The sequence below is a fragment of the Burkholderia sp. AU15512 genome, assembly GCF_002223325.1.
Classification (GTDB): Bacteria; Pseudomonadota; Gammaproteobacteria; order Burkholderiales; family Burkholderiaceae; genus Burkholderia.
Genome location: NZ_NKEX01000002.1, coordinates 45690 through 66090, shown reverse-complemented (window position 1 = coordinate 66090; position 20401 = coordinate 45690). Strand labels below are relative to the sequence as shown.

Here is a 20401-nt window from a genome sequence, read left to right as displayed (position 1 = left end):
GTTACTGCTGGATCGGCGGCGTGTTTTCACGCACCTTTCTGGGGCGTCCGCGCGGCAGCGGCGACACGCGCCGGTTCGCGGTACGCGCCGCCCACTCGCGATAATTCTCGCCGCCGAGCACCCAGCCCTTCAACGTCGCCTGCTGCAGCTGGTCGGCCTGGCGCTCGTCGAGCGGCTGCTCGCACAGCTCCTTGTACGCGCGCTGGCGGTCGAACGGCGTATTGCCGAGCGCCCAGTAGAGCGGATGGTCGGTGATCAGGCTGTCGACGGTGAGCCCGACGTGGTGCCGGTAGCTCGACCACCGATAGGCCTCGGGCGTCGCGACGAGCTGCGCGCGCACCGGGCTCATCTCGACCACGCGGCTCGCGAGCAGGAAATAGCGCTCGCCTTCGATCACGGTCGCGCGATAGCGGCCTTCCCACAGGGTGCCGCGCCGCGAGTAGCGGCGGTTGAAATGCGCGACGTAGCGGCGACCGACGGCCTGCATCGCTTTCGGCAGGCTCGCTTCGTCGCTCGGCGTCACGAGCAGTTGCACCTGGCGGGGCAGCAGCACGTAGGCGTGCACCGACAGGTGATGATCGCGCGCGGCGGCCTTCAGGCAATCGATGAAGAGTTCGTAGTCCTGGTCGTCGACGAACGCGGGTTGCTGATCCAGGCCGCGCAGTATCACGTGCTGCGGCTGGTCGGGAACGTAGAGTCGTGCTAACCGTGCCATGCTGAATGTCCGTTTGAACGCGTTAGGAAATACCCGGGGGTCCGAAAGTGCGCACCTGCGTAGAATGCCTGTCCCCGCGGGGCGCGAAAGCGTACGGTCGTACGAAACCTAGGGAGAAAACTCTAACTTACGAGCTTGTTTGGTTTTAAACGCAGTCGTCATAATGAGCACGCCTTTGATCGGAGGAGACACAATGAAACGAAAACTGGCCATTACGGGGGCCGCAGCGCTCGCATTCGCGGGCGGTACGGCACACGCACAATCCGCAGGTGATTTCTACGTCAGCACCGGCTGGCTGCACCTTTCGCCGCAGGACAGCAGCGACCCGCTGTTCGTCTACCGCGTAGGCGGCACGCCCATCAACCAATCCATTCCCAACACCGGCGCGGGCATCAACGACGCCGACACGCTGGGGCTCGCGGCGGGCTACTTCGTCACCGACCATATCTCCACCGAGCTCGTGATGGGGATACCGCCGAAGTTCGACATTACCGGCAAGGGTCAGTTCGATAGATTCGGCGTACTCGGCCGCGCGTACCAGTGGAGCCCCGCCGTCTTGCTGCGCTACCACTTCAACGACGCCAATGCGAAGTTCCGTCCGTATGTCGGTGTCGGCGCGACCTATGTCTGGTTCACCGGCGCGAAGATCACCAACGGCACGTTCGAGAACGGCGTGCTCGGCGGCCCGACCAGCGCGACGACCAGCAACCAGTGGGCGCCCGTCTTCAACGCCGGCTTCACGTACAACTTCACGAAGCACTGGTTCGCGGGGCTGTCGCTCTCGTACATCCCTGTCAGCGTGACCGCGACCTTCACGACGGCCCGCCGGACGCCGGTCGGCACCCTGACCGAAACGTCGAAAGCGAAGATCTCGCTGAACCCGATCGTCACGTACCTGAACCTCGGCTACCGCTTCTAAGCGTAGTCGAATATTTGGGGAATGGTTAATCCTGCTGCAATTTGTAGCGGATTTTTCGTGACGTAACGTCTCCACGATGCGAAACGCCCCGGCGGGAATCCCGTCGGGGCGTCGTTTTTTCGCATCAGGCACGTTCCTGACGCCGGTTTCGCCAGCCGTTGTCGCGCCGTCAGGGGATGGCGATGTCGTCCAGCGCTGCCGGCCCGATCAGGTCGATCCGGTCCGTGCAGACCGCGTCGACGCCCCAGCGGGCGAGTTCGCGTGCCCGTTCGAGGTCGTTTACCGTGTAAACCAGGATGCGCAGCCCGGCCGCCTTGATCGCGCGCACGAGCGGTTCGTCGAGCTGGGTGTGGTCTGCATGCAACGAAACGCAGCCGAGCGCGCCGACGACCTGCGCATGCCAATCGTCCGGCACGGACTCGTAGAGCATTCCGCGCGGCAGCGCAGGCGCCGTCGCGCGTGCCTGTTGCAGCGCATCGAACGAGAACGACGACAGGAGCGGCGGAATCGCGGCATCACGCCAGTACGCGGCCGCGTCGGCCGCCACGCGCTGCCCCGTCTCGCGCTCGCGCCCCGGGCACGGCTTGATCTCGACGTTCGCTGCCAACCCGTGGGCGAGACAGCGCGCCGCCGCCGCCTCGAGCGTCGGCATCCGCTCGCCCGCGAAGCGCGCGTCGCGCCATGCGCCCGCATCGAGCGCGGCCAGCGCGTCATAACGCATGCCCGCCGCCGCGCCGTGACCGTTCGACGTGCGGTCGACCGTGTCGTCGTGCAGCAGGAACGTCACGTCGTCGGCCGATAGCTTCGCGTCGAACTCGACCATCCGGTGGCCACGGCGCGCGCCCTCGTCGAGCGCGGCGAGCGTGTTCTCCGGCGCGAGCGTGCCGCCGCCGCGATGGGCGACGACGCGCGGATAAGGCCACCAGTCGGTACGGGTCGTCATCGTCGGTCTCTCGGCAAGGTCAGCAGGGTCAGCCGGCACGCTTGCCGGTCTCGGGATCGAAGAAATGCAGGCGGTGCGCCGGCAGCGCGGCCGCCAGCGCCGTGCCGCGCGCGGGACGGTCCGCGTGCGGCAGGCGCACCGCGACGTCGTGATTGCCCCAGCGGCCGTGCGCGAGATTGTCCGCGCCGAGCAGCTCGCACGAGTCGACCGGCAGCGTCGCCTGCGCGACGCCCGGCTGCGGCGTCATGTGTTCGGGACGCACGCCGAGCACCCAGTCGCGCCCGGTGGCGATCTCGCGGCCGATGCCGGGGGCGCCCGCGACCGGCAGCGCGGGGCCGCCGCCCGCGACCGTAAACGTCGCGCCGTCGTCCGACAGCCGGCCGTGCATCAGGTTCATCGCGGGCGAGCCGATGAAGCCCGCGACGAACACCGTCGCCGGCTTCTCGTACACGTCGACCGGCGCGCCGATCTGCTCCGCGTAGCCGCGGTTCATCACGATCACGCGCTGCGCAAGGGTCATCGCCTCGATCTGGTCGTGCGTCACGTAGACGCTCGTCGTCGCGAGCCGCGCATGCAGCCGCTGGATCTCGAGCCGCATCTGTACGCGCAACTTCGCGTCGAGGTTCGACAACGGCTCGTCGAACAGGAACACCGACGGCTCGCGCACGATCGCGCGCCCCATCGCGACACGCTGCCGCTGGCCGCCCGACAGCTCGCGCGGCCGCCGCGCGAGCAGCGGCTCGAGCTCGAGGATCTTCGCGGCCGCGGCCACCCGCGAATCGATCGTCGCGCGCTCGATCCCGCGGATCTTCAGCCCGTAGCCCATGTTCTGCGCGACCGTCATGTGCGGGTACAGCGCATAGTTCTGGAACACCATCGCGATGTCGCGATCCTTCGGCTCCAGCGCGTTGACGACGCGCTCGCCGATCGCGATCTCGCCGTCCGTCACCGTCTCGAGCCCCGCGATCATCCGCAGCAACGTCGACTTGCCGCAGCCCGACGGGCCGACCAGCACGATGAATTCGCCGTCGGCGATCTCCACGTCGATGCCATGCAGCACGTGCTGCTTGCCGTCGTAGGATTTCCTGACGCCCTTCAAGCTCAGCGCAGCCATTCTTGGTCTTTCTCCCGGTTGCCGTCCGTCATTTATTTCTCGGAATCGACGAGGCCGCGCACGAACCAGCGCTGCATCGCCAGCACGACGACGAGCGGCGGGATCATTCCCAGCAGCGTCGCCGCCATCACGTATTGCCATTCGGTCGCGGCGTCGCCGCTCGCGATCATCGTCTTGATACCCACCACCGCCGTCGACAGCGAGGCCTCCGTCGTGATCAGGATCGGCCACAGATACTGGTTCCAGCCGTAGATGAACGTGATCACGAACAGCGCCGCGATGCTCGTCTTCGACAGTGGCAGCACGACGTCCCAGAAGAACCGCAGCGGCCCCGCGCCGTCGATGCGTGCGGCATCCATCAGCTCGTCGGGCAGCGTCATGAAGAACTGGCGGAACAGGAACGTCGCGGTCGCCGATGCGATCAGCGGCAGCGTGAGCCCCGCGTAGGTGTTCGTCAGGTGCAGCGTCGACACGACTTGCACGGTCGGGAAGATCCGCACTTCCACCGGCAGCATCAGCGTGACGAAGATCAGCCAGAACGCCGTGTTGCGGAACGGGAAGCGGAAATAGACGATCGCGTACGCGGACAGGATCGACACCGCGATCTTGCCCACCGCGATGCCGAGCGCCATCGCGAAGCTGTTCACGAGCAGGCGGCCGAACGGCGCCGTCGTACCGCCGCTGCCATGCCCCCAGATGTACGCGACGTTCTCGAACAGGTGCGTGCTCGGCACGAGCGACAGCGGCACCGTGAACACTTCCTGCGCGTTCATCGTCGCCGCGCAGAACGCGACGTAGACGGGAAACACGATCAGCACCACACCCGCGATCAGCACCGCGTGGCAGAACAGGTCGAAGCCCTTGCGATTTTCGATCATGCGTATTGCACCCTGCGTTCGACGAAGCGGAACTGGATCACCGTGAGCCCGACGACGATGATCATCAGCACGACCGACTGCGCGCCCGAGCTGCCGATGTCGAGCCCCTGGAAGCCCTCCGCGAAGATCTTGTAGATCAGTGTCTTCGTGCTCTGCGCCGGACCGCCGCCGGTGGCCGCGTCGATCACCGGGAACGTGTCGAAGAACGCGTAGACGAGGTTCACGACCAGCAGGAAGAAGCTGGTGGGCGACAGCAGCGGCAGCACGATGTTGAAGAAGCGCCGCACCGGCCCGGCGCCGTCGATCGCCGCCGCCTCGATCAGCGAGCGCGGAATCGCCTGCAGGCCCGCGTAGAAGAACAGGAAGTTGTAGCTCACCTGCTTCCACACCGATGCGAGCACGACGAGGAACATCGCCTGCCCGCCGTTCAGCGCGTGATTCCACACGATGCCGCTCTTCGCGAGCGCATAGGTGATCAGGCCGATGCTCGGGTTGAACAGGAACGCCCACAGCACGGCAGCGATGGTCGGGGCGACCGCGTATGGCCAGATCAGCAGCGTGCGGTACACGCGCGCGCCGCGGATCACGCGATCGGCGCACGCGGCGAGAACCAGCGACACGACGAGCCCGCTCACCGTGACGAGCGAACTGAACACGAGCGTCGTGCGGAACGAATCGAGATATAGCGGATCGGCGAACAGGTGCGCGAAGTTCGCAAGGCCGACGAATTCGCTCGACGTGCCGAACGCGTCCTGCATCTGCGTCGACTGCCATAGCGCGACGCCGGCCGGCCACAGGAAGAACACGGCGGTGATCGCGAGCTGCGGCGCGATCAGCAGGTACGGCAGCAGGCTCGTACCGAAACGGGAACGGGATTGCATCGCGAAGATCCGGTCAGGCGCAACGGAAAGGGGGCGTGCCGCCGGCCGGCACGCGCATCCGCACTGGATGCGACGCGGCCGGCGGCACGGTGCGATGCGGGCTCAGCCGCCCGACTTCTCGAAGCGGCGCAGCAGTTCGTCGCCGCGCGACGCGGCCGAATCGAGCGCGTCCTTCGGCGACTTCTTCTGCGCCCAGACCTGTTCGAACTCCTCGTCGACCACCGTGCGGATCTGCGGCATGTTACCCAGGCGCAGCCCCTTCGTGTACGGCAGCGGTGGCTTGTTCAGCATCTGCTTGATCGCGGTTTCGGCGCTCGGGTTCTTCGCGTAGAAGCCCTGCTGGCGCGTGAGGTCGTACGCCGCGGTCGTCACGGGCAGGTAGCCCGTGTCCTGGTGCCACTTCGCGGCGACCGCCGGCGAGGCCAGGTACGCGAGGAATTTCGCGACGCCCTTGTAGGTCGCCGGATCCTTGCCCGCCAGCACCCACAGGCTCGCACCGCCGATGATCGCGTTCTGCGGAGCGCCCTTCACGTTCGCGTCGTACGGCATCATGCCCGTGCCGTAGCTGAACTTCGCGAACTTCTGCACGTTCGCGAGCGCGCCCGACGACGTCGTCAGGATCCCGCAGTCGCCGCTGTAGAACTTCGCCGACGCCTCATCCTTGCGGCCCGCGTACGTGAACGTGCCGTCCTTCGCCATCTGTTGCAGGAACGAGATGTGCGCAATCTGCTGCGGCTTGTTGAATTCGAGCGCCGCGTCGGTACCGTCGAAGCCGTTGTTGCGGCTCGCGAACGGCAGCCCGTGCCACGCGCTGTAGTTCTCGAGCTGGATCCAGCCCTGCCAGCCGGTCGTGAAGCCGCACGCCATCCCCGACTTGCGCAGCTTCTCGGCATCGGCCTGCACGTCGGCCCACGTCTTCGGCGGCTGGTTCGGGTCGAGCCCGGCCTTCTTGAACGCGTCCTTGTTGTAGTACAGCACCGGCGTCGAGCTGTTGAACGGCATCGAGACGAGATGGCCCGTCTTCGCGTCGCTGTAGTAGCTCGCGATGGTCGGCACGAACGCCTTTTCGTCGAGCGGCACGCCGGCCTGCTTGAACACGTCGTAGACGGGCACGACGGCCTTCTTCGCCTGCATCATCGTGGCCGTGCCGACTTCGTAGACCTGGAGGATCGCCGGCGCGTTGCCGCTGCGATAGGCGGCGATGCCGGCCGCGAGCGCCTGGTCGTAGGTGCCCTTGAAGACCGGCACGATCTTGTAGTCGCTCTGCGACGCATTGAACTGGTCGGCGATCGCATTGACCCGCTCGCCGAGCGCGGCCTCCATCGCATGCCAGAACTGGATTTCCGTCGCGGCGAGCGCCACGTGCTGTACCCCGAACATCAGCGCGCCGCCGAGCGCGATCGAACGAACCAGTGTCCCCGCAGGCTTCTTCTTCATCGACCTCTCTCCTATGAAAACGTTACCAACAGCGTGTGCAACATTCCCGTCGCCATTGAACCGGCGAAGTCTAGTGATCGTTTGTGACAGTCAGTTGTCGCCGATGACGAACAGGCGCTGATACTCCTTCAGCGCGAAGCGGTCGGTCATGCCGGCGATGTAGTGCGCGACGAGGCGCGGCTGCTGCGCGGTGTCGTCGGACTGGTACGGCGGCGGCAACAGGCGCGGATCGTCGATGAACGCGTCGAACAGGCCGGTGACGACCCGCTGCGCCTTGCTCGCCATGCGCATCACCTTGTAGTGGCGATAGAGGTTCTTGAAGAGGAAACGCTTGAGGGCGGCCGCCTGCGCGGCGACCGTTTCGCTGTGCGACACGAGCGGCGGCGCGGCGCGCACGTCGTCGAGCGATGCGGGCGCGACACGCGCGAGATTGCGCGTCGTCTCGTCGATCAGGTCGACGATCAGCGTGTTGATGATGCGGCGCACCGTCTCGTGCACGAGACGGCGGCCTTCGAGGTACGGGAATTCGGCGAGCGCCGCCTCGTAGTGGCGCTGCCACAGCTCGACTTCCGCGAGCTGCTCGATCGTGATCAGGCCGGAACGCAGGCCGTCGTCGACGTCGTGGTTGTTGTACGCGATCTCGTCCGCGATGTTGGCGAGCTGCGCTTCGAGCGACGGCTGGCGGCCTTGCAGGAAGCGCTCGCCGAGCGCGCCGAGCTTGCGCGCATTCTCGCGCGAGCAGTGCTTCAGAATGCCTTCGCGCGTCTCGAAGCACAGGTTCAGCCCGTCGAACGCGCCGTAGTGCTCCTCGAGCTCGTCGACGACCGCGAGGCTCTGCAGGTTGTGCTCGAAGCCGCCATGCTCGCGCATGCAGGCATTCAGCGCGTCCTGCCCGGCATGGCCGAACGGCGTATGGCCGAGGTCGTGCGCGAGCGAGATCGCCTCGACGAGATCCTCGTTCAGGCGCAGGTTGCGCGCGACCGAGCGCGCGATCTGCGCGACTTCGAGACTGTGCGTGAGACGGGTGCGGAACAGGTCGCCTTCGTGATTGACGAAGACCTGCGTCTTGTATTCGAGCCGGCGAAATGCGGTCGAATGGACGATGCGGTCGCGGTCGCGCTGGAATTCGGTGCGCGCCGCCGGCGGTGCTTCCGGATGGCGACGGCCGCGCGACTGCGACGCATGTGCCGCATACGGAGCGAGATGGGCTTCCAGCGCCGCCAGCGTCGGCGGCTCGGCCACCGGCGCAACTGACGCGTGGCCGGCTTCGGGCAGTGTGCTGCTGGATGTCTCGCTCACGTCTCCTCCATGTCAGGGGCGCCGGGGCATCCGGGCCGCCGTTAGCGGGTGGTCTGCGCCAGTGTGGCGAACACGGCTTCGTCCGGCGCCTGCGTGATCAGCGTATCGCCGAATCGCTTCAGCAGGATGAACTTGATCGCGCCGGCCTCGGCCTTCTTGTCGACGCGCATCAGGTCCATATAGCGCGCGTCGCCGAGCGCGGGCCCGCGGGTCGGCAGGTGCGCAGCCGCGATCACCGCATCGAGGCGCTGCCGCGACGCTTCGTCGAGCAGGCCGAGCCGCACCGACAGATCACCCGCCATCACCATCCCACAGCCGACCGCCTCGCCGTGCAGCCATTCGCCGTAGCCGAGCCCGGCCTCGATCGCATGGCCGAACGTGTGGCCGAAATTCAGGATCGCACGCAGGCCGCCTTCGCGTTCGTCGGCCGCCACCACGCTTGCCTTGATCTCGCACGAGCGCTTCACCGCATGCGCGAGCGCAGCCGGGTCGCGACGGTTCAGCGCGTCGACGTTCGCCTCGATCCAGTCGAAGAATTCCGCATCGGCGATCGCGCCGGTCTTGATGATCTCGGCGACGCCGGCTGCCAGTTCGCGGTCGGGCAGCGTCGTCAGCGCGCCGATGTCCGCGATCACGGCCTGCGGCTGGTAGAACGCGCCAATCATGTTCTTGCCGAGCGGGTGGTTGATGCCCGTCTTGCCGCCGACCGACGAGTCGACCTGCGACAGCAGCGTCGTCGGCACCTGGATGAACGGCACGCCGCGCATGTAGCACGCGGCGGCAAAGCCCGTCATGTCGCCGATCACGCCGCCGCCGACCGCGACGAGCGTCGTCTTGCGGTCCGCGCGGTCGGTCAGCAGGCCGTCGAAGATCAGGTTCAGCGTTTCCCAGTTCTTGTACGCCTCGCCGTCCGGCAGCACGACCGTCGACACGCGTTTGCCGAGCGGCGCAAGCGCCGCGCGCAGCGCGTCGCCGTAGAGCGGATCGACCGTCGTGTTCGTGACGATCGTGACGGACGAGCCCTTGATATGAGGCGCGAACAGCTCGGCGCGACCGATCAAGCCGGCGCCAATGTGAATCGGATAGGCGCGGTCGCCCAGGTCGACGTTGACAGTAATCATGCTTGTAGCGGCTTGGCGATGACGCCGGCCAGTTCGAGTTGCATCAGCACCATGTTGACGAGACCGTTGACCGACGGACGGCCGGTCTCGATGACGAAATCCGCGCATTCGCGGTACAGCGGGTCGCGTACCTCGTACAGCGCTTCGAGACGCCCCTTCGGATCTTCGGTCTGCAGCAGCGGGCGATTCTTGTCCTTGCGCGTGCGCAGCCACAGATCGTGCGGATTGGCGCGCAGGTAGACGACGATGCCGTGGTTTTTCAGGCAGTCGCGGTTTTCCGGGCGCAGCACCGCGCCGCCGCCCGTCGCGAGCACGATGTTCTCGCGCTGCGTGAGATCGGCGATCACCTGCGTTTCGCGATCGCGAAACCCGGCCTCGCCCTCCATCTCGAAGATCACCGGAATGCGCGCGCCCGTGCGGGCCTCGATTTCGTGGTCGGAGTCGAAGAACGTCCTGTCGAGACGGCGCGCGACCGCACGGCCCACGGTGGTCTTACCCGCTCCCATAAGGCCGACGAAAAATACGTTTGCATGTGGGTCCCGCGCTTGCAACGGCTTCCTCTGCTTCAATCTTGCTGGTGTGTGGCGCAGCTTACTGGCAAAGCGGCTGCCTTGTCGAGCCTGCGCCGGCGGCTTCCGGCCCCGTTTTCTCGGCATCCGTGCTGACCGCGCCGCGCGCATTACAGCGCGCATCGACGACGGTCGGCGTGATGAAGACGACCAGCTCGTTACGTTGATCGCGTTGCGCGCGGTGCCGGAAAAGCGCGCCCAGAAACGGTATTTTGCCCAAGAGCGGCACGCGCGTCACATCGTTCCGGTTCAGTTGTTCATAGATCCCGCCGATCGCGACCGTCCCGCCGTTCTCGACCTCGACGCGCGTCTGGACGTGCTTCGTATGGATCGCCGGGCCGGCCGCCGTCGGCTCGCCGATACTGTCCTTCGTCACGTCCAGGTCGAGCACCACGCGCCCGTCCGGCGTGATTTGCGGCTCGACCTCCAGTTTGAGCGTGGCCCGGCGGAACTGCACGCCGCTCACGCCGTTCCCGACCTTCGCCTGGTACGGCAACTCCGACCCCTGTTCGACGATGGCCTTGACGCGGTCGGCGGTCACCACGCGCGGGCTCGAAACGATCTGGCCCCGCCCCTGTGCCTCGAGCGCGCTCAGTTCGACGTCGAGCACACGGCTGAGCGGCGCGGCGAACAGCGTGAAGCCGGCGGTTGCCGCTTCGAAGCCGCCGAGCGGCCGTGCAGCCAGGTCGAGCGCATTGCGGGCACCGGTCGCAAACGTGGCGCTCTCGCCCGACGGCGGCCGCTCCTGCGCGCGCAGCGCGACACGTGCGCCGAGATTGCGCGAAAAACCCTGCTCGCCCTCGACGATGCGGGCCTCGATCCGGACCTGCCGCGACGGCCGGTCGATCGCCTCGATCAGGCTCGCGACCTGGTCGAGACGCGGCGCGAGATCGGTGACGAACAGCAGGTTCGTGCGCGGATCGGCCGCCGCTGCGCCACGCTTCGACAGCAGCCGCTGGCCGGTCGCGCCGGCCAGCAGTCGCTGCACGTCCTGCGCGCGCGGGTAGTGCAGCGCGAACGTCCGGCTCGCAAGCGGCTCCAGATCGGCGGCCCGCGCGTGCATTTCGAAGCGCTCGCGTTCGCGGGCGGCCAGTTCGACCGCCGGCGTGACCCATATCACGTTGCCCCGCCGGGTCATCGCGAGCGCGTGTGTGTCGAGTAGCGTGTCGAAGGCATCGCGCCAAGGGACATTGTTCAGACGTAACGTGACGGTACCGCGCACCTGCTCGCTGACGACGATATTGAGCCCCGTGAACCGTGCGAACGCGTCGAACGCGGCCGCAAGCCCTGCGCCCTGCAGATTCAGCGAGATCCGCCGCGTGTCGTCCGCATCGCCCGGTTGCCGGGCCGCAGCGTCGCCCATCCGGGCCGGCGGCGCCAACGGGATCGGCGGCCCCTCCAGCCCGGGTGCCGAGGTGGCGGCCTCCGCCTGAAACGCCGCGCGAGCCGCCTGGTCGAACGGCGGCGGCCCGGCCTCCGTCGCTACGGCGTGATCCGCCCCGTCCACCCCGCCTTGTGGCAATGGAAGGCCCGGCACCTGCGCATCCAACGATGCGGCAGGCCAGACGGCCGGCAGCGGCGGCAATGACGCGCTTGCACTGGCCGCGGTCAAGCCTACCCAAACGGCGAGCACCCGGCATCCGTGCTTGATCATGGCCGCCTCCCGTCGTCCAGCGTGACCCGGTACGCGCCATCCGCCGTTGCGAGCGTCACGGTGACGGGGTCGACGCGCACCACTCGCGCGGCCCCGAGGGTATCGCCGGGAACCACGGCCGTGAACGCGCCGCCACCGTCGTCGAACAGCGCGAGACCTGCATGACCGTCGCGAATCGTGCCAGCCAGGCGGGCAGCCGCCCCCTGCGCTTCGGACGAACCGGCCTCGCCGAACGGATCGGCGCCGGGTGCGCCGGCCAGAACCGACGCCTCCCCGCCTGTGAACGTTGGCGCCGGCAACGCCGGAAACACGTCGACGGACATTTCAACGCGCGCGGCCTCCTTTCCCCGTTCGACACGCAGCGCGGACGGCACTGCCAGCACCGGGAAGCGGGCCAGCTCGCCGACCATCTGCAGCAACGCGTGAAAGCGGCCCTCCGCGACGATGCGCACCGTGCGCCTGCCGTCCGGCACCGCGCCATCGGCGCGCAGCGGTTCGATCGATACGTCGCGCAGCCCGCTCGACGCGGCGCGATCCGCCAGTTCCAGCATCAACGCAGCCCATTCCGGCGTACGCGGCGAGCGATCGCCGTGTGCCGCCGCCGGCTGCACGCCGCGTTGCCGTGCAGCGGCAGCCAGGACACGCCGCGCGTCGGCCTCCCGCATCTGCGCCGCGGCGAGCAACGCGCGGCCATGCGCGAGCCCGCTCCAGTCGGCAGCATTCGCCAGATGAATGCCGCCCGCGAGCACGGCCGCGAATGCGAGCCCACAGCCTGCGAGGTGCGCAGCCGCCGGCGACACGCGCCGCATGCCGCCTCGCCATCCGTCGCTGCGCAGTGCGGACCGATGCGCGAGCACCGCCGTCATGCGCCACCTCCCGACGCTTTCCGGGACGCCATCGCGTCGAGCCAGCGCAGCTGGATCGAGAACCGGAACGGCATCCCGCCTGTCACGACCGGAGCACCGGAAGCAGGCTTCAGTGCATCGATATCGATCCGCCAGCCACGTTGCTCGCGCGCCATCCCCCCGAGCCATCGCGCGGCCGCCCGGTAGCTCGCGGCACGCGCGTCGAGCACGGCACCGGCCGACGTCGTGCGCAGCGCATCGAGCCGGACGGTGCCGTCGCGCACCTGCGCCAGCGTGGCCAGCAGCCCTGCGACGTGCCGATAAGGCGCGGCGAGCGCGGCCGCCTGCGCGTCGCGTTGCGCGGCAACGGCCGCAGCCTTGGCTGCGCGTGTCGCGGCCCCCACCTGCGGCTGCAACTGCCGCAGCCGCGCCTCCACACTCGCGCGCTCGGCATCCACGCGCCACCGCGCCCCGGTGGCGGCGCCCGTCCACAGGCCGACGCCGAGCACACCAAGCAGAATCGCCGCACCGCACTGCGTGGCCCGGCGACGTCGCAACGCCTGCGCCAGCCGCTCGCGGTACGGCAGCAGGTTGAAGCCGCCCGGCTCCGCACGACGGGCCGTCATTCCCACACCCCGCGCAATGCCAGCCCGAATGCGACCGCCCATGCCGGGCCGCCCGGCATGCCGGCGGGCAGGCATGGCTGCCCGCTCCAGCCGGTGCAGTCGAACGACACCGCAACCGCGCCGAGCACGTCGCCAATCTCGGCGACGGACGTGTCGAAGCGGGCGATACACCGCTCGTCCCCTGACACGAGTACGCAACACACGGCCCCGAGCGCGCGCTGGCGCAATGCATCGGAAAACGCCCCCGGCACGGCGCCGGACAGCGTCAGCACCGGTACGGCCAACGGGCCGTCGATTCGCCAGCCGTGCACGCCCGAGTCATGGAACCAGAGCGCCGCGTAGGGGCCCGCCTGCGCGTCGGGTTCGAATTGCGCGGCATAGCGCAACGCACGCAGCGCCGCGGCCGACTCGCCGTCGACCACCGTCAGGTCGACACCGGCCTGGGCGGCCACGTCGATCCGCCGTTCGAGCAGCGCCAGCGGAGCCACGGCAATCTCGATCTCGCCGGCTCGTGCGCCGCCGTCCTGCCGCCAGTCGAACGCGAGACTGTCCGGCGCCAGCCCCGAGATGCGTTCGGCCGCCTGCCGCGCGGCGTCCTCGACATCGGCCCGCCCGGCCAGGTCGAGCGTCGCGGTGCGCATCTCGTCATCGTGCAACGCCATCACGCCGCGCGCGTCGCACCGCACCCCGGCCGCCGACAGCCTCGACACGGCGGCGGCCAGCGCACGCGCAACCGCCGCCCAGCGCGCATCCTCCGGGCCGCCCGCCAACCCGACCGGCTCCCGCTCCAGCCCCTCGACGCACACCTCCGCGCCCCGGCCGCACCGGCTCAGCACGGCCACCCTGACCTCGTCTGCACCGACGTCGATTCCCGTCGACCGATGCCCACCCTGCGCAAACCGCGCTCGCCATCGTCCCGCCATCCCATCCTCCCGAAATCGTCGCGGCCCATGCCGCGTTTCCGAGACCTGATTCTGCAAATCGGCGCGTGCGGCCGACAGTCGGCCTAACGGCCAGCATCCGCTCGCGACGGCCATGCGCAGGCTATGCTGGAAGCACGCCAGACCGCGTCTTCGCGGCGGGCGCCCCCCGCGTCAGGACCGGTCTTACCGGGCAGCTATAATCGCGGGACTGTTTTCCGGTATGCCTATGCAATCCACGACTCCTACGTCCCCGCCTCCCGCCCCGGAGCCGAAGAAGCGGCCCTGGTGGCAAAAAGTCCTGCTCGGATTCGCCACGATGTGCGTCGCGCTCGTCGTGGCCGGCGGCCTCGTGCTCGGCTACGCGCTCGTCGTTGCGTGGCCGAACATGCCGTCGCTCGACGCGCTGACCGACTATCGGCCGAAGGTGCCGCTGCGCATCTATACGTCCGATCACGTGCTGATCGGCGAATTCGGCGAAGAGCGCCGCGACGTCGTCCATTTCAAGGACGTGCCCGATTCGCTGAAGAAGGCGATCCTCGCGATCGAGGATGCACGCTTCTACGATCACGGCGGCGTCGACCTCACCGGCATCGTCCGCGCCGGCATCGTCGCGCTGACGAACGGCCATGCGTCGCAGGGTGCGAGCACGATCACGATGCAGGTCGCGCGCAACTTCTTCCTGTCGAGCGAGAAGACCTACACGCGCAAGATCTACGAGATGCTGCTCGCGTACCGGATCGAGCGTGCGCTGACGAAGGATCAGATTCTCGAGGTCTACATGAATCAGATCTATCTCGGCCAGCGCGCGTATGGCTTCGCCAGCGCCGCGCGGGTCTACTTCGGCAAGGACCTGAAGGACATCTCGCTCGCCGAAGCCGCAATGCTTGCCGGGCTGCCGAAGGCGCCGTCCGCGTACAACCCGGTCGTGAACCCGAAGCGTGCGAAGGTGCGCCAGGAATACATCCTGCAACGGATGCTCGAGCTGAACTTCATCTCGCGCGAGCAGTATGACGAGGCCGTCGCGCAGCCGCTCGTCGTCAAGGGCCCGGGCCGCGATTTCAGCGTGCACGCCGAGTACGTCGCGGAAATGGTCCGACAAATGATGTACGCGCAGTACCGTGAGGAAACCTACACGCGCGGCTTCAACGTCGTCACGACGATCGACTCCGCGGATCAGCAGGTCGCGTACACCGCGCTGCGCAAGGGCATCATGGATTACGAACGCCGGCACGGCTATCGCGGGCCGGAAGGCTTCATCGAGCTGCCGGCCGGTGCCGACGACCGCGAACAGGCGATCGACGATGCGCTGCTCGAACACCCCGACAACGGCGAACTGATCGCCGCGGTCGTCACGGCCGCCAGCCCGCGCCAGATCACGGTCGCATTCATCGACGGCAGCAATGCGACGATCGAGGGCGACAACCTGCGCTTCGCGTCGGGCGCGCTGTCGGCCAATGCGCAGCCGAATCGCCGCATCCGCCCGGGCGCGATCGTCCGCGTCGTGAAGAACGACGCCGGCAAATGGTCGATCACGCAGTTGCCGCAGGTCGAGGGGGCGTTCCTGTCGATCGTCCCGCAGGACGGCGCGATCCGCTCGCTCGTCGGCGGCTTCGACTACAACAAGAACAAGTTCAACCACGTCACGCAGGCGTGGCGGCAGCCGGGTTCGTCGTTCAAGCCGTTCATCTATTCGGCGTCGCTCGACAAGGGCCTCGGGCCGGCCACCGTGATCAACGACGGCCCGCTGTATTTCAGCGCCGCCGAAACGGGTGGCCAGCCCTGGGAGCCGAAAAACTACGGCGGCGGCTTCGAAGGCCCGATGTCGATGCGCACCGCGCTGCAGCGCTCGCGCAACCTCGTGTCGATCCGGATCCTGAACCACATCGGCACGAAGTACGCGCAGCAGTACATCACCCGCTTCGGCTTCGACGCCGAACGCCATCCGGCCTACCTGCCGATGGCACTCGGCGCGGGCCAGGTCACGCCCCTGCAGATGGCGGGCGCGTACTCGGTCTTCGCGAACGGCGGCTACCGCGTCAATCCGTACCTGATCGCCGAAGTCACCGATCCGAACGGCGCGATCGTCGTGCGTGCGCAGCCGCTCGTCGCCGAGCAGAATGCGCCGCGCGCGATCGACCCGCGCAACGCGTACGTGATGAACAGCCTGCTGCAGAGTGTCGCGCAGCGCGGCACGGGCGCACGGACCAACGTGCTGAAGCGCACCGACCTCGCGGGCAAGACCGGCACGACGAACGACTCGCACGACGCGTGGTTCGCCGGCTACCAGCACACGCTCGCCGCGATCGCGTGGATCGGCTACGACAATCCGCGCAGCCTCGGCGATCGCGAAACGGGGGGCGGCCTGTCGCTGCCGGTCTGGATCGACTACATGGGCGCCGCGCTGAAGGGCGTGCCCGAGTTCAAGCCGACGATGCCGGACGGTGTCGAATCGCTCGGCGGCGAGTTGTACTTCACCGAGTTCGCGCCGGGCCACGGCTTCGTGTCGACGGTCGGCGTACCGCAGGCACCGGTCGCGCAGAACGTCGACGCCACCGTGCCGCACGTCGACGAGCAGGAAAAGCAGGACATCATGAACCTGTTCGCGCACTGACCACCGGCCCGACATGAAAAAAGCGCCCCGCGGGGCGCTTTTTCCTTGGCATGACGCGTCGACGCGCAGCCCCGGCTTCGGCCGGAGCGGTTACGGCGCGCTGAACGTGATCGGCAGGCCGGCCTGCTGCGTCGCGTATTCGGTGAGCGCCGAGAAAAACTCGGTGCCCGTGCGCGTGTCGCGCCATTCGCCGTCGATGAAACGGTAGTGGAAACCGCCCGCCCTCGCGGCGATCCACACTTCCTTCATCGGCGGCTGCAGGTTGACGATGATCTTCGAGCCGTTCTCGAACGTCAGCGTCAGGACGCTGCCGTTGCGCTCCAGATCGATGTCGTGATCGCCGTCGTTGGCGTCGTCGACAGTACGCTCGACGGCCGCCAGCACGGCCTCGGCACGGGTCAGGTATTCGGTATCGGACATGCTAAACTCTATCGGTTCAATTGTTCAGGGACGATCATGCGAGTCGTTTTCCGGATGAGCGCGATTGTAGCGGCTTTGGCGATTCTTGCTGGCTGCGGTCAAAGCGGCGCGCTCTATCTGCCCACCGTGCCTCCGATGCCCAAGCCACTCCAGCAGCAGGACACCCCGCCGTCGGACGTGAAGCCGACCGATGAAAACGCGTCGTCCGACAGTGTGCCCGATTCGTCCGGCACGCCGCTCACGCTGTCACCCGAACTGTCGAGCAGCGCATCGTCGATGCCTGCACCAGCGTCGAGCCCGGCCGCGAAGTAACGACGCGCCGCCTGCACGGCTCACGAAACAAGGCGATGACTTCCCGGTCATCGCCTTTTGTTTTTTCAGGCTGCGCCGTCACGCGCGCACGCGCCGCCATCCCCATGCGATGAGCCGCCAGCCGAGCAGCACGGCGACGATTCCCGCATACAGCTTCGGCTGCGCCAGATTGTGCTTGCCGGCTCGCATCCACCAGAAGTGCAGCACGGCGAGCAGCGCGATCACGTAGATCGCGCTGTGCAGCGTCGCCCAGTGGCGGCCCAGGCGGCGCACCATCGCGCGCGGCGACGTCGCCGCGAGCGGAATCAGCAGCACGAACGCGGCGAAACCGACCGTGATGAACGGGCGCTTGCCGACGTCCTTCAGGATCGCGACGACGTCGAACCACTTGTCGAACCACAGGTAGGTCGTGAAGTGCAGCGTCGCGTAGAAGAACGCGAACAGCCCGATCATCCGCCGAAAGCGCAGCAGCGTGGCGAACCCCGTCATGCGCCGAAGCGGCGTGACGGCGAGCGTGATGCACAGGATCACGAGCGTCCAGAGCCCCGTCGAGCGCGTGATGAACTCGATCGGATTCGCGCCGAGCCGGTCGGTCAGCCCGAACAGCACGAGTCGCGCGAGCGGATAAAGGCCGGCCGCGAAAACCAGCACCTTGGCCGGCGCGAGCCAGCGCGGTGCGGCGGGACGGACCGCGCCGCGCCGTGCGGCACGTGCAGCCTGGCCGGCGCCGGCCGTGGGCGCGGCCGTCAGCGTCGAAGGGGGCATGTCGTTTCTCACCATCGCCCTCAGAAATTCTTCTTCAGGTCCATGCCCTGATACATCGACGCGACCAGGTCGCCGTAGCCGTTGAACATCAGCGTCTTGCGCTTCGGCGTGAAAAAGCCGTCCTCGCCGATGCGCCGCTCGGTCGCCTGGCTCCAGCGCGGATGATCGACGTTCGGGTTCACGTTCGAATAAAAGCCGTACTCGTTCGACGCGTACGTATTCCAGCTCGTCTTCGGCTGCTTGTCGACGAAGCGGATCTTCACGAGCGACTTCGCGCTCTTGAAGCCGTACTTCCACGGCACGACGATCCGCACCGGCGCGCCGTTCTGGTTCGGCAGCACCTGCCCGTAAACGCCCATTGTCAGCAGCGTCAGCGGATTCATCGCCTCGTCCATCCGCAATCCTTCCGAGTACGGCCAGTCGAGCACGGGCGTCGAGAGGCCGGGCATCTGCGACGGATCGGCCAGCGTGACGAACTGCACGTATTTCGCGTTGCCGGTCGGCTGCACGCGCTTGATCAGCTCGGACAGCGGCACGCCGATCCACGGGATCACCATCGACCAGCCCTCGACGCAGCGCAGCCGGTACACGCGCTCCTCGAGCGGCGCGAGCTTCAGCAGTTCGTCGAGATCGAACACCTTCGGATGCAGCACCTCGCCCTCGACGCTCACCCGCCACGGGCGCGGCCGCAGCGTGCCCGCGTTTTGCGCGGGGTCGCTCTTGTCGGTGCCGAATTCGTAAAAGTTGTTGTAGGTGGTGATGTCCTTGAACGGCGTCACCTTGTCGGCCGCGACGAACTTCGGATTCGTCTTCGCCGCGAGCTTCGCGGCCCGCGCATCGGGCGACGCATAGCCGGCCAATGCTGCGCCGCTGCCGCCGAGCAACCCGCCCGCCGCCGCGAGGCCGGCCGCCTGCAATACGCGCCGCCGGTTCTCGAACACCGCACGCGGCGTGATTTCGCCGGGCGCAATATCGCCGCCGGTCAGTACGTTCCGCAAAGGGCGTTTGATCCACATCGTGCTGCTCCTCCTGCCTGCGCCGCGCGCAGTTTCATGAGCGTTCGACCCGGCCCGTCTTGCGCCGTTCGACGCCCGGACCGCCCGCCCGTTACAAAAGAAAACCGCCGGGCACGCAGTGCACCGGCGGTCTCATAGTCGGACGAACAGCGGAAATCTTACAGCTTGCCGTAGCTGTGCAGCCCGGACAGGAACATGTTGACACCGAGGAACGCGAAGGTCGTCACGAGCAGGCCCGTGAGCGCCCACCATGCGGCCACCGTGCCGCGCAGGCCCTTCATCAGGCGCATGTGCAGCCACGCCGCGTAGTTGAGCCACACGATCAGCGCCCAGGTTTCCTTCGGGTCCCAGCTCCAGTAGCCGCCCCATGCTTCGGCGGCCCACAGCGCGCCGAGGATCGTCGCGATCGTAAAGAACGCGAAACCGACCGCGATCGACTTGACCATCACGTCGTGGAGCACGTCGAGCGTCGGCAGGCGATCGGCGAGCACGCCGCGCTCCTTCATCAGGTACGCGACCGACACCATCGCCGACAGCGCGAAGCTGCCATAGCCGATGAAGTTCGCCGGCACGTGGATCTTCATCCACCAGCTCTGCAGCGCCGGCACGAGCGGCTGGATCTGCTGCGCGTCGCGCGCGACCGAGTACCACATCAGGAAGCCCACGGCCGCGCTGATCACCAGCAGCACGAACGCACCGAGCGCGCGCGTGCCGTAGTGGCCTTCGTAATACAGATAGAGCAGCGCGGTGATCAGGCTGAACAGCACGAACACTTCATACAGGTTCGATACCGGAATGTGCCCGACGTCCGCCCCGATCAGGTAGGACTCGTACCAGCGCACCATCAGGCCGGTGAAGCCCATCAGCACGGCGACCCACGTTAGCTTCTGGCCGATCGCGGAGCCCGACTCCGAGCGCGCGAGCAAGCCGATCCAGTAGAAAATCGTTGCGAGCACGAACAGCGCGCTCATCCACAGGATCGCCGACTGGCTCGACAGGAAGTACTTGAGGAAGAACGCCGAATCGGCGCGCGCGAGATCGCCCTGGTAGATCTGGATCGACAGCAGCGCCAGCACGGCGATCGACGCCATCATCAGCCGCGCGGGCTTCCAGCGCCAGCCGAGCGCGATGAGCGCCGGCACGGTGCCGATCATCACCGCCTTGTCGTAGTAATCCATGTGCGCGTTGTAGTGCACGAGCGCATAGCCCGCGCCCACCACGAGCGCCAGTGCGAACAGCCAGTCGAGCAGCGACAGGCGCGCGAGGAACGGACGGTCGTCGAACAGCGGCGCCGTAACCGGAGCCTGGGCCGACGCCCGATGGGAAGAGGAGACTTGCGTGAGATCCATGATG

20 protein-coding genes are annotated in these 20401 nt (G+C 67.5%); 3 read left to right on the top strand and 17 right to left on the bottom strand.

Going from position 1 to position 20401, the window contains the following annotated elements:
• Window position 1: 1 nt before the first annotated feature.
• Complete coding sequence (locus tag CFB43_RS01795) at window positions 2-715, bottom strand: transposase (RefSeq protein WP_006477151.1); 714 nt, start codon at window positions 713-715, stop codon at window positions 2-4.
• 193 nt (window positions 716-908) lie between these two features.
• Between CFB43_RS01795 and CFB43_RS01790 the strand changes: the two genes are divergently transcribed.
• Window positions 909-1634 carry an OmpW/AlkL family protein gene (locus CFB43_RS01790; RefSeq protein ID WP_089472018.1) on the top strand — a complete coding sequence of 242 codons (726 nt, stop codon included), beginning with the start codon at window positions 909-911 and terminating at the stop codon, window positions 1632-1634.
• A gap of 169 nt (window positions 1635-1803) precedes the next feature.
• On the opposite strand, the gene ugpQ is transcribed toward CFB43_RS01790, so the two are convergent.
• From ugpQ to CFB43_RS01730, 12 genes are all read right to left on the bottom strand, one after another.
• A complete protein-coding gene (ugpQ, locus tag CFB43_RS01785) occupies window positions 1804-2577 on the bottom strand; it encodes a glycerophosphodiester phosphodiesterase (protein WP_089493960.1) in 774 nt (257 codons plus the stop codon).
• A 28-nt stretch (window positions 2578-2605) separates the two neighbouring features.
• Entirely contained in the window at window positions 2606-3691 is a 1086-nt protein-coding gene (locus tag CFB43_RS01780; RefSeq protein WP_089493959.1) for a sn-glycerol-3-phosphate import ATP-binding protein UgpC, read from the bottom strand.
• A gap of 32 nt (window positions 3692-3723) precedes the next feature.
• Window positions 3724-4569 (bottom strand): sn-glycerol-3-phosphate ABC transporter permease UgpE, encoded by an 846-nt coding sequence (gene ugpE / locus CFB43_RS01775; RefSeq protein WP_039366729.1) that lies wholly within the window; start codon window positions 4567-4569, stop codon window positions 3724-3726.
• The gene (gene ugpA, locus CFB43_RS01770; RefSeq protein ID WP_089493958.1) at window positions 4566-5450 is read right to left on the bottom strand and encodes a sn-glycerol-3-phosphate ABC transporter permease UgpA; all 885 of its coding nucleotides are present in this window, start codon (window positions 5448-5450) and stop codon (window positions 4566-4568) included. The genes ugpE and ugpA overlap by 4 nt, the downstream gene beginning before the upstream one ends.
• A 102-nt stretch (window positions 5451-5552) precedes the next feature.
• Entirely contained in the window at window positions 5553-6887 is a 1335-nt protein-coding gene (ugpB, locus tag CFB43_RS01765) for a sn-glycerol-3-phosphate ABC transporter substrate-binding protein UgpB (protein WP_089424316.1), read from the bottom strand.
• Window positions 6888-6977: 90 nt separating this feature from the next.
• The gene (locus CFB43_RS01760; RefSeq protein ID WP_089493957.1) at window positions 6978-8186 is read right to left on the bottom strand and encodes a deoxyguanosinetriphosphate triphosphohydrolase; all 1209 of its coding nucleotides are present in this window, start codon (window positions 8184-8186) and stop codon (window positions 6978-6980) included.
• 41 nt (window positions 8187-8227) lie between these two features.
• On the bottom strand, window positions 8228-9307 hold the full coding sequence (gene aroB, locus CFB43_RS01755) for a 3-dehydroquinate synthase (protein ID WP_089493956.1): 1080 nt from the start codon (window positions 9305-9307) through the stop codon (window positions 8228-8230).
• Complete coding sequence (locus CFB43_RS01750) at window positions 9304-9858, bottom strand: shikimate kinase (protein ID WP_089424313.1); 555 nt, start codon at window positions 9856-9858, stop codon at window positions 9304-9306. The genes aroB and CFB43_RS01750 overlap by 4 nt, the downstream gene beginning before the upstream one ends.
• A gap of 40 nt (window positions 9859-9898) precedes the next feature.
• Window positions 9899-11530 (bottom strand): type IV pilus secretin PilQ, encoded by a 1632-nt coding sequence (locus CFB43_RS01745; protein ID WP_089493955.1) that lies wholly within the window; start codon window positions 11528-11530, stop codon window positions 9899-9901.
• The gene (locus CFB43_RS01740; RefSeq protein WP_089493954.1) at window positions 11527-12396 is read right to left on the bottom strand and encodes a pilus assembly protein; all 870 of its coding nucleotides are present in this window, start codon (window positions 12394-12396) and stop codon (window positions 11527-11529) included. Before CFB43_RS01740 ends, CFB43_RS01745 begins: the two co-directional genes overlap by 4 nt.
• Entirely contained in the window at window positions 12393-13001 is a 609-nt protein-coding gene (locus CFB43_RS01735; protein ID WP_089493953.1) for a fimbrial protein, read from the bottom strand. The genes CFB43_RS01740 and CFB43_RS01735 overlap by 4 nt, the downstream gene beginning before the upstream one ends.
• The gene (locus tag CFB43_RS01730; RefSeq protein ID WP_089493952.1) at window positions 12998-13924 is read right to left on the bottom strand and encodes a competence protein ComA; all 927 of its coding nucleotides are present in this window, start codon (window positions 13922-13924) and stop codon (window positions 12998-13000) included. Before CFB43_RS01730 ends, CFB43_RS01735 begins: the two co-directional genes overlap by 4 nt.
• Before the next feature lie 226 nt (window positions 13925-14150).
• Here CFB43_RS01730 and CFB43_RS01725 point away from each other — a divergent pair, with 226 nt between their 5' ends.
• Window positions 14151-16535, top strand: coding sequence for a penicillin-binding protein 1A (locus CFB43_RS01725; protein ID WP_089493951.1), 2385 nt, complete (start codon window positions 14151-14153; stop codon window positions 16533-16535).
• A gap of 90 nt (window positions 16536-16625) precedes the next feature.
• On the opposite strand, the gene cyaY is transcribed toward CFB43_RS01725, so the two are convergent.
• A complete protein-coding gene (gene cyaY, locus CFB43_RS01720) occupies window positions 16626-16955 on the bottom strand; it encodes an iron donor protein CyaY (protein ID WP_069246934.1) in 330 nt (109 codons plus the stop codon).
• A gap of 36 nt (window positions 16956-16991) precedes the next feature.
• Between cyaY and lptM the strand changes: the two genes are divergently transcribed.
• Complete coding sequence (lptM, locus tag CFB43_RS01715; protein WP_089455451.1) at window positions 16992-17267, top strand: LPS translocon maturation chaperone LptM; 276 nt, start codon at window positions 16992-16994, stop codon at window positions 17265-17267.
• A 78-nt stretch (window positions 17268-17345) separates the two neighbouring features.
• Here lptM and msrQ read toward each other — a convergent pair whose 3' ends face one another.
• From msrQ to ccsB, 3 genes are all read right to left on the bottom strand, one after another.
• A complete protein-coding gene (gene msrQ / locus CFB43_RS01710) occupies window positions 17346-18032 on the bottom strand; it encodes a protein-methionine-sulfoxide reductase heme-binding subunit MsrQ (protein ID WP_089493950.1) in 687 nt (228 codons plus the stop codon).
• 20 nt (window positions 18033-18052) lie between these two features.
• Window positions 18053-19048 (bottom strand): protein-methionine-sulfoxide reductase catalytic subunit MsrP, encoded by a 996-nt coding sequence (msrP, locus tag CFB43_RS01705; protein WP_089493949.1) that lies wholly within the window; start codon window positions 19046-19048, stop codon window positions 18053-18055.
• A gap of 158 nt (window positions 19049-19206) precedes the next feature.
• On the bottom strand, window positions 19207-20397 hold the full coding sequence (ccsB, locus tag CFB43_RS01700) for a c-type cytochrome biogenesis protein CcsB (RefSeq protein ID WP_089493948.1): 1191 nt from the start codon (window positions 20395-20397) through the stop codon (window positions 19207-19209).
• Between the last annotated feature and the right edge of the window lie 4 nt (window positions 20398-20401).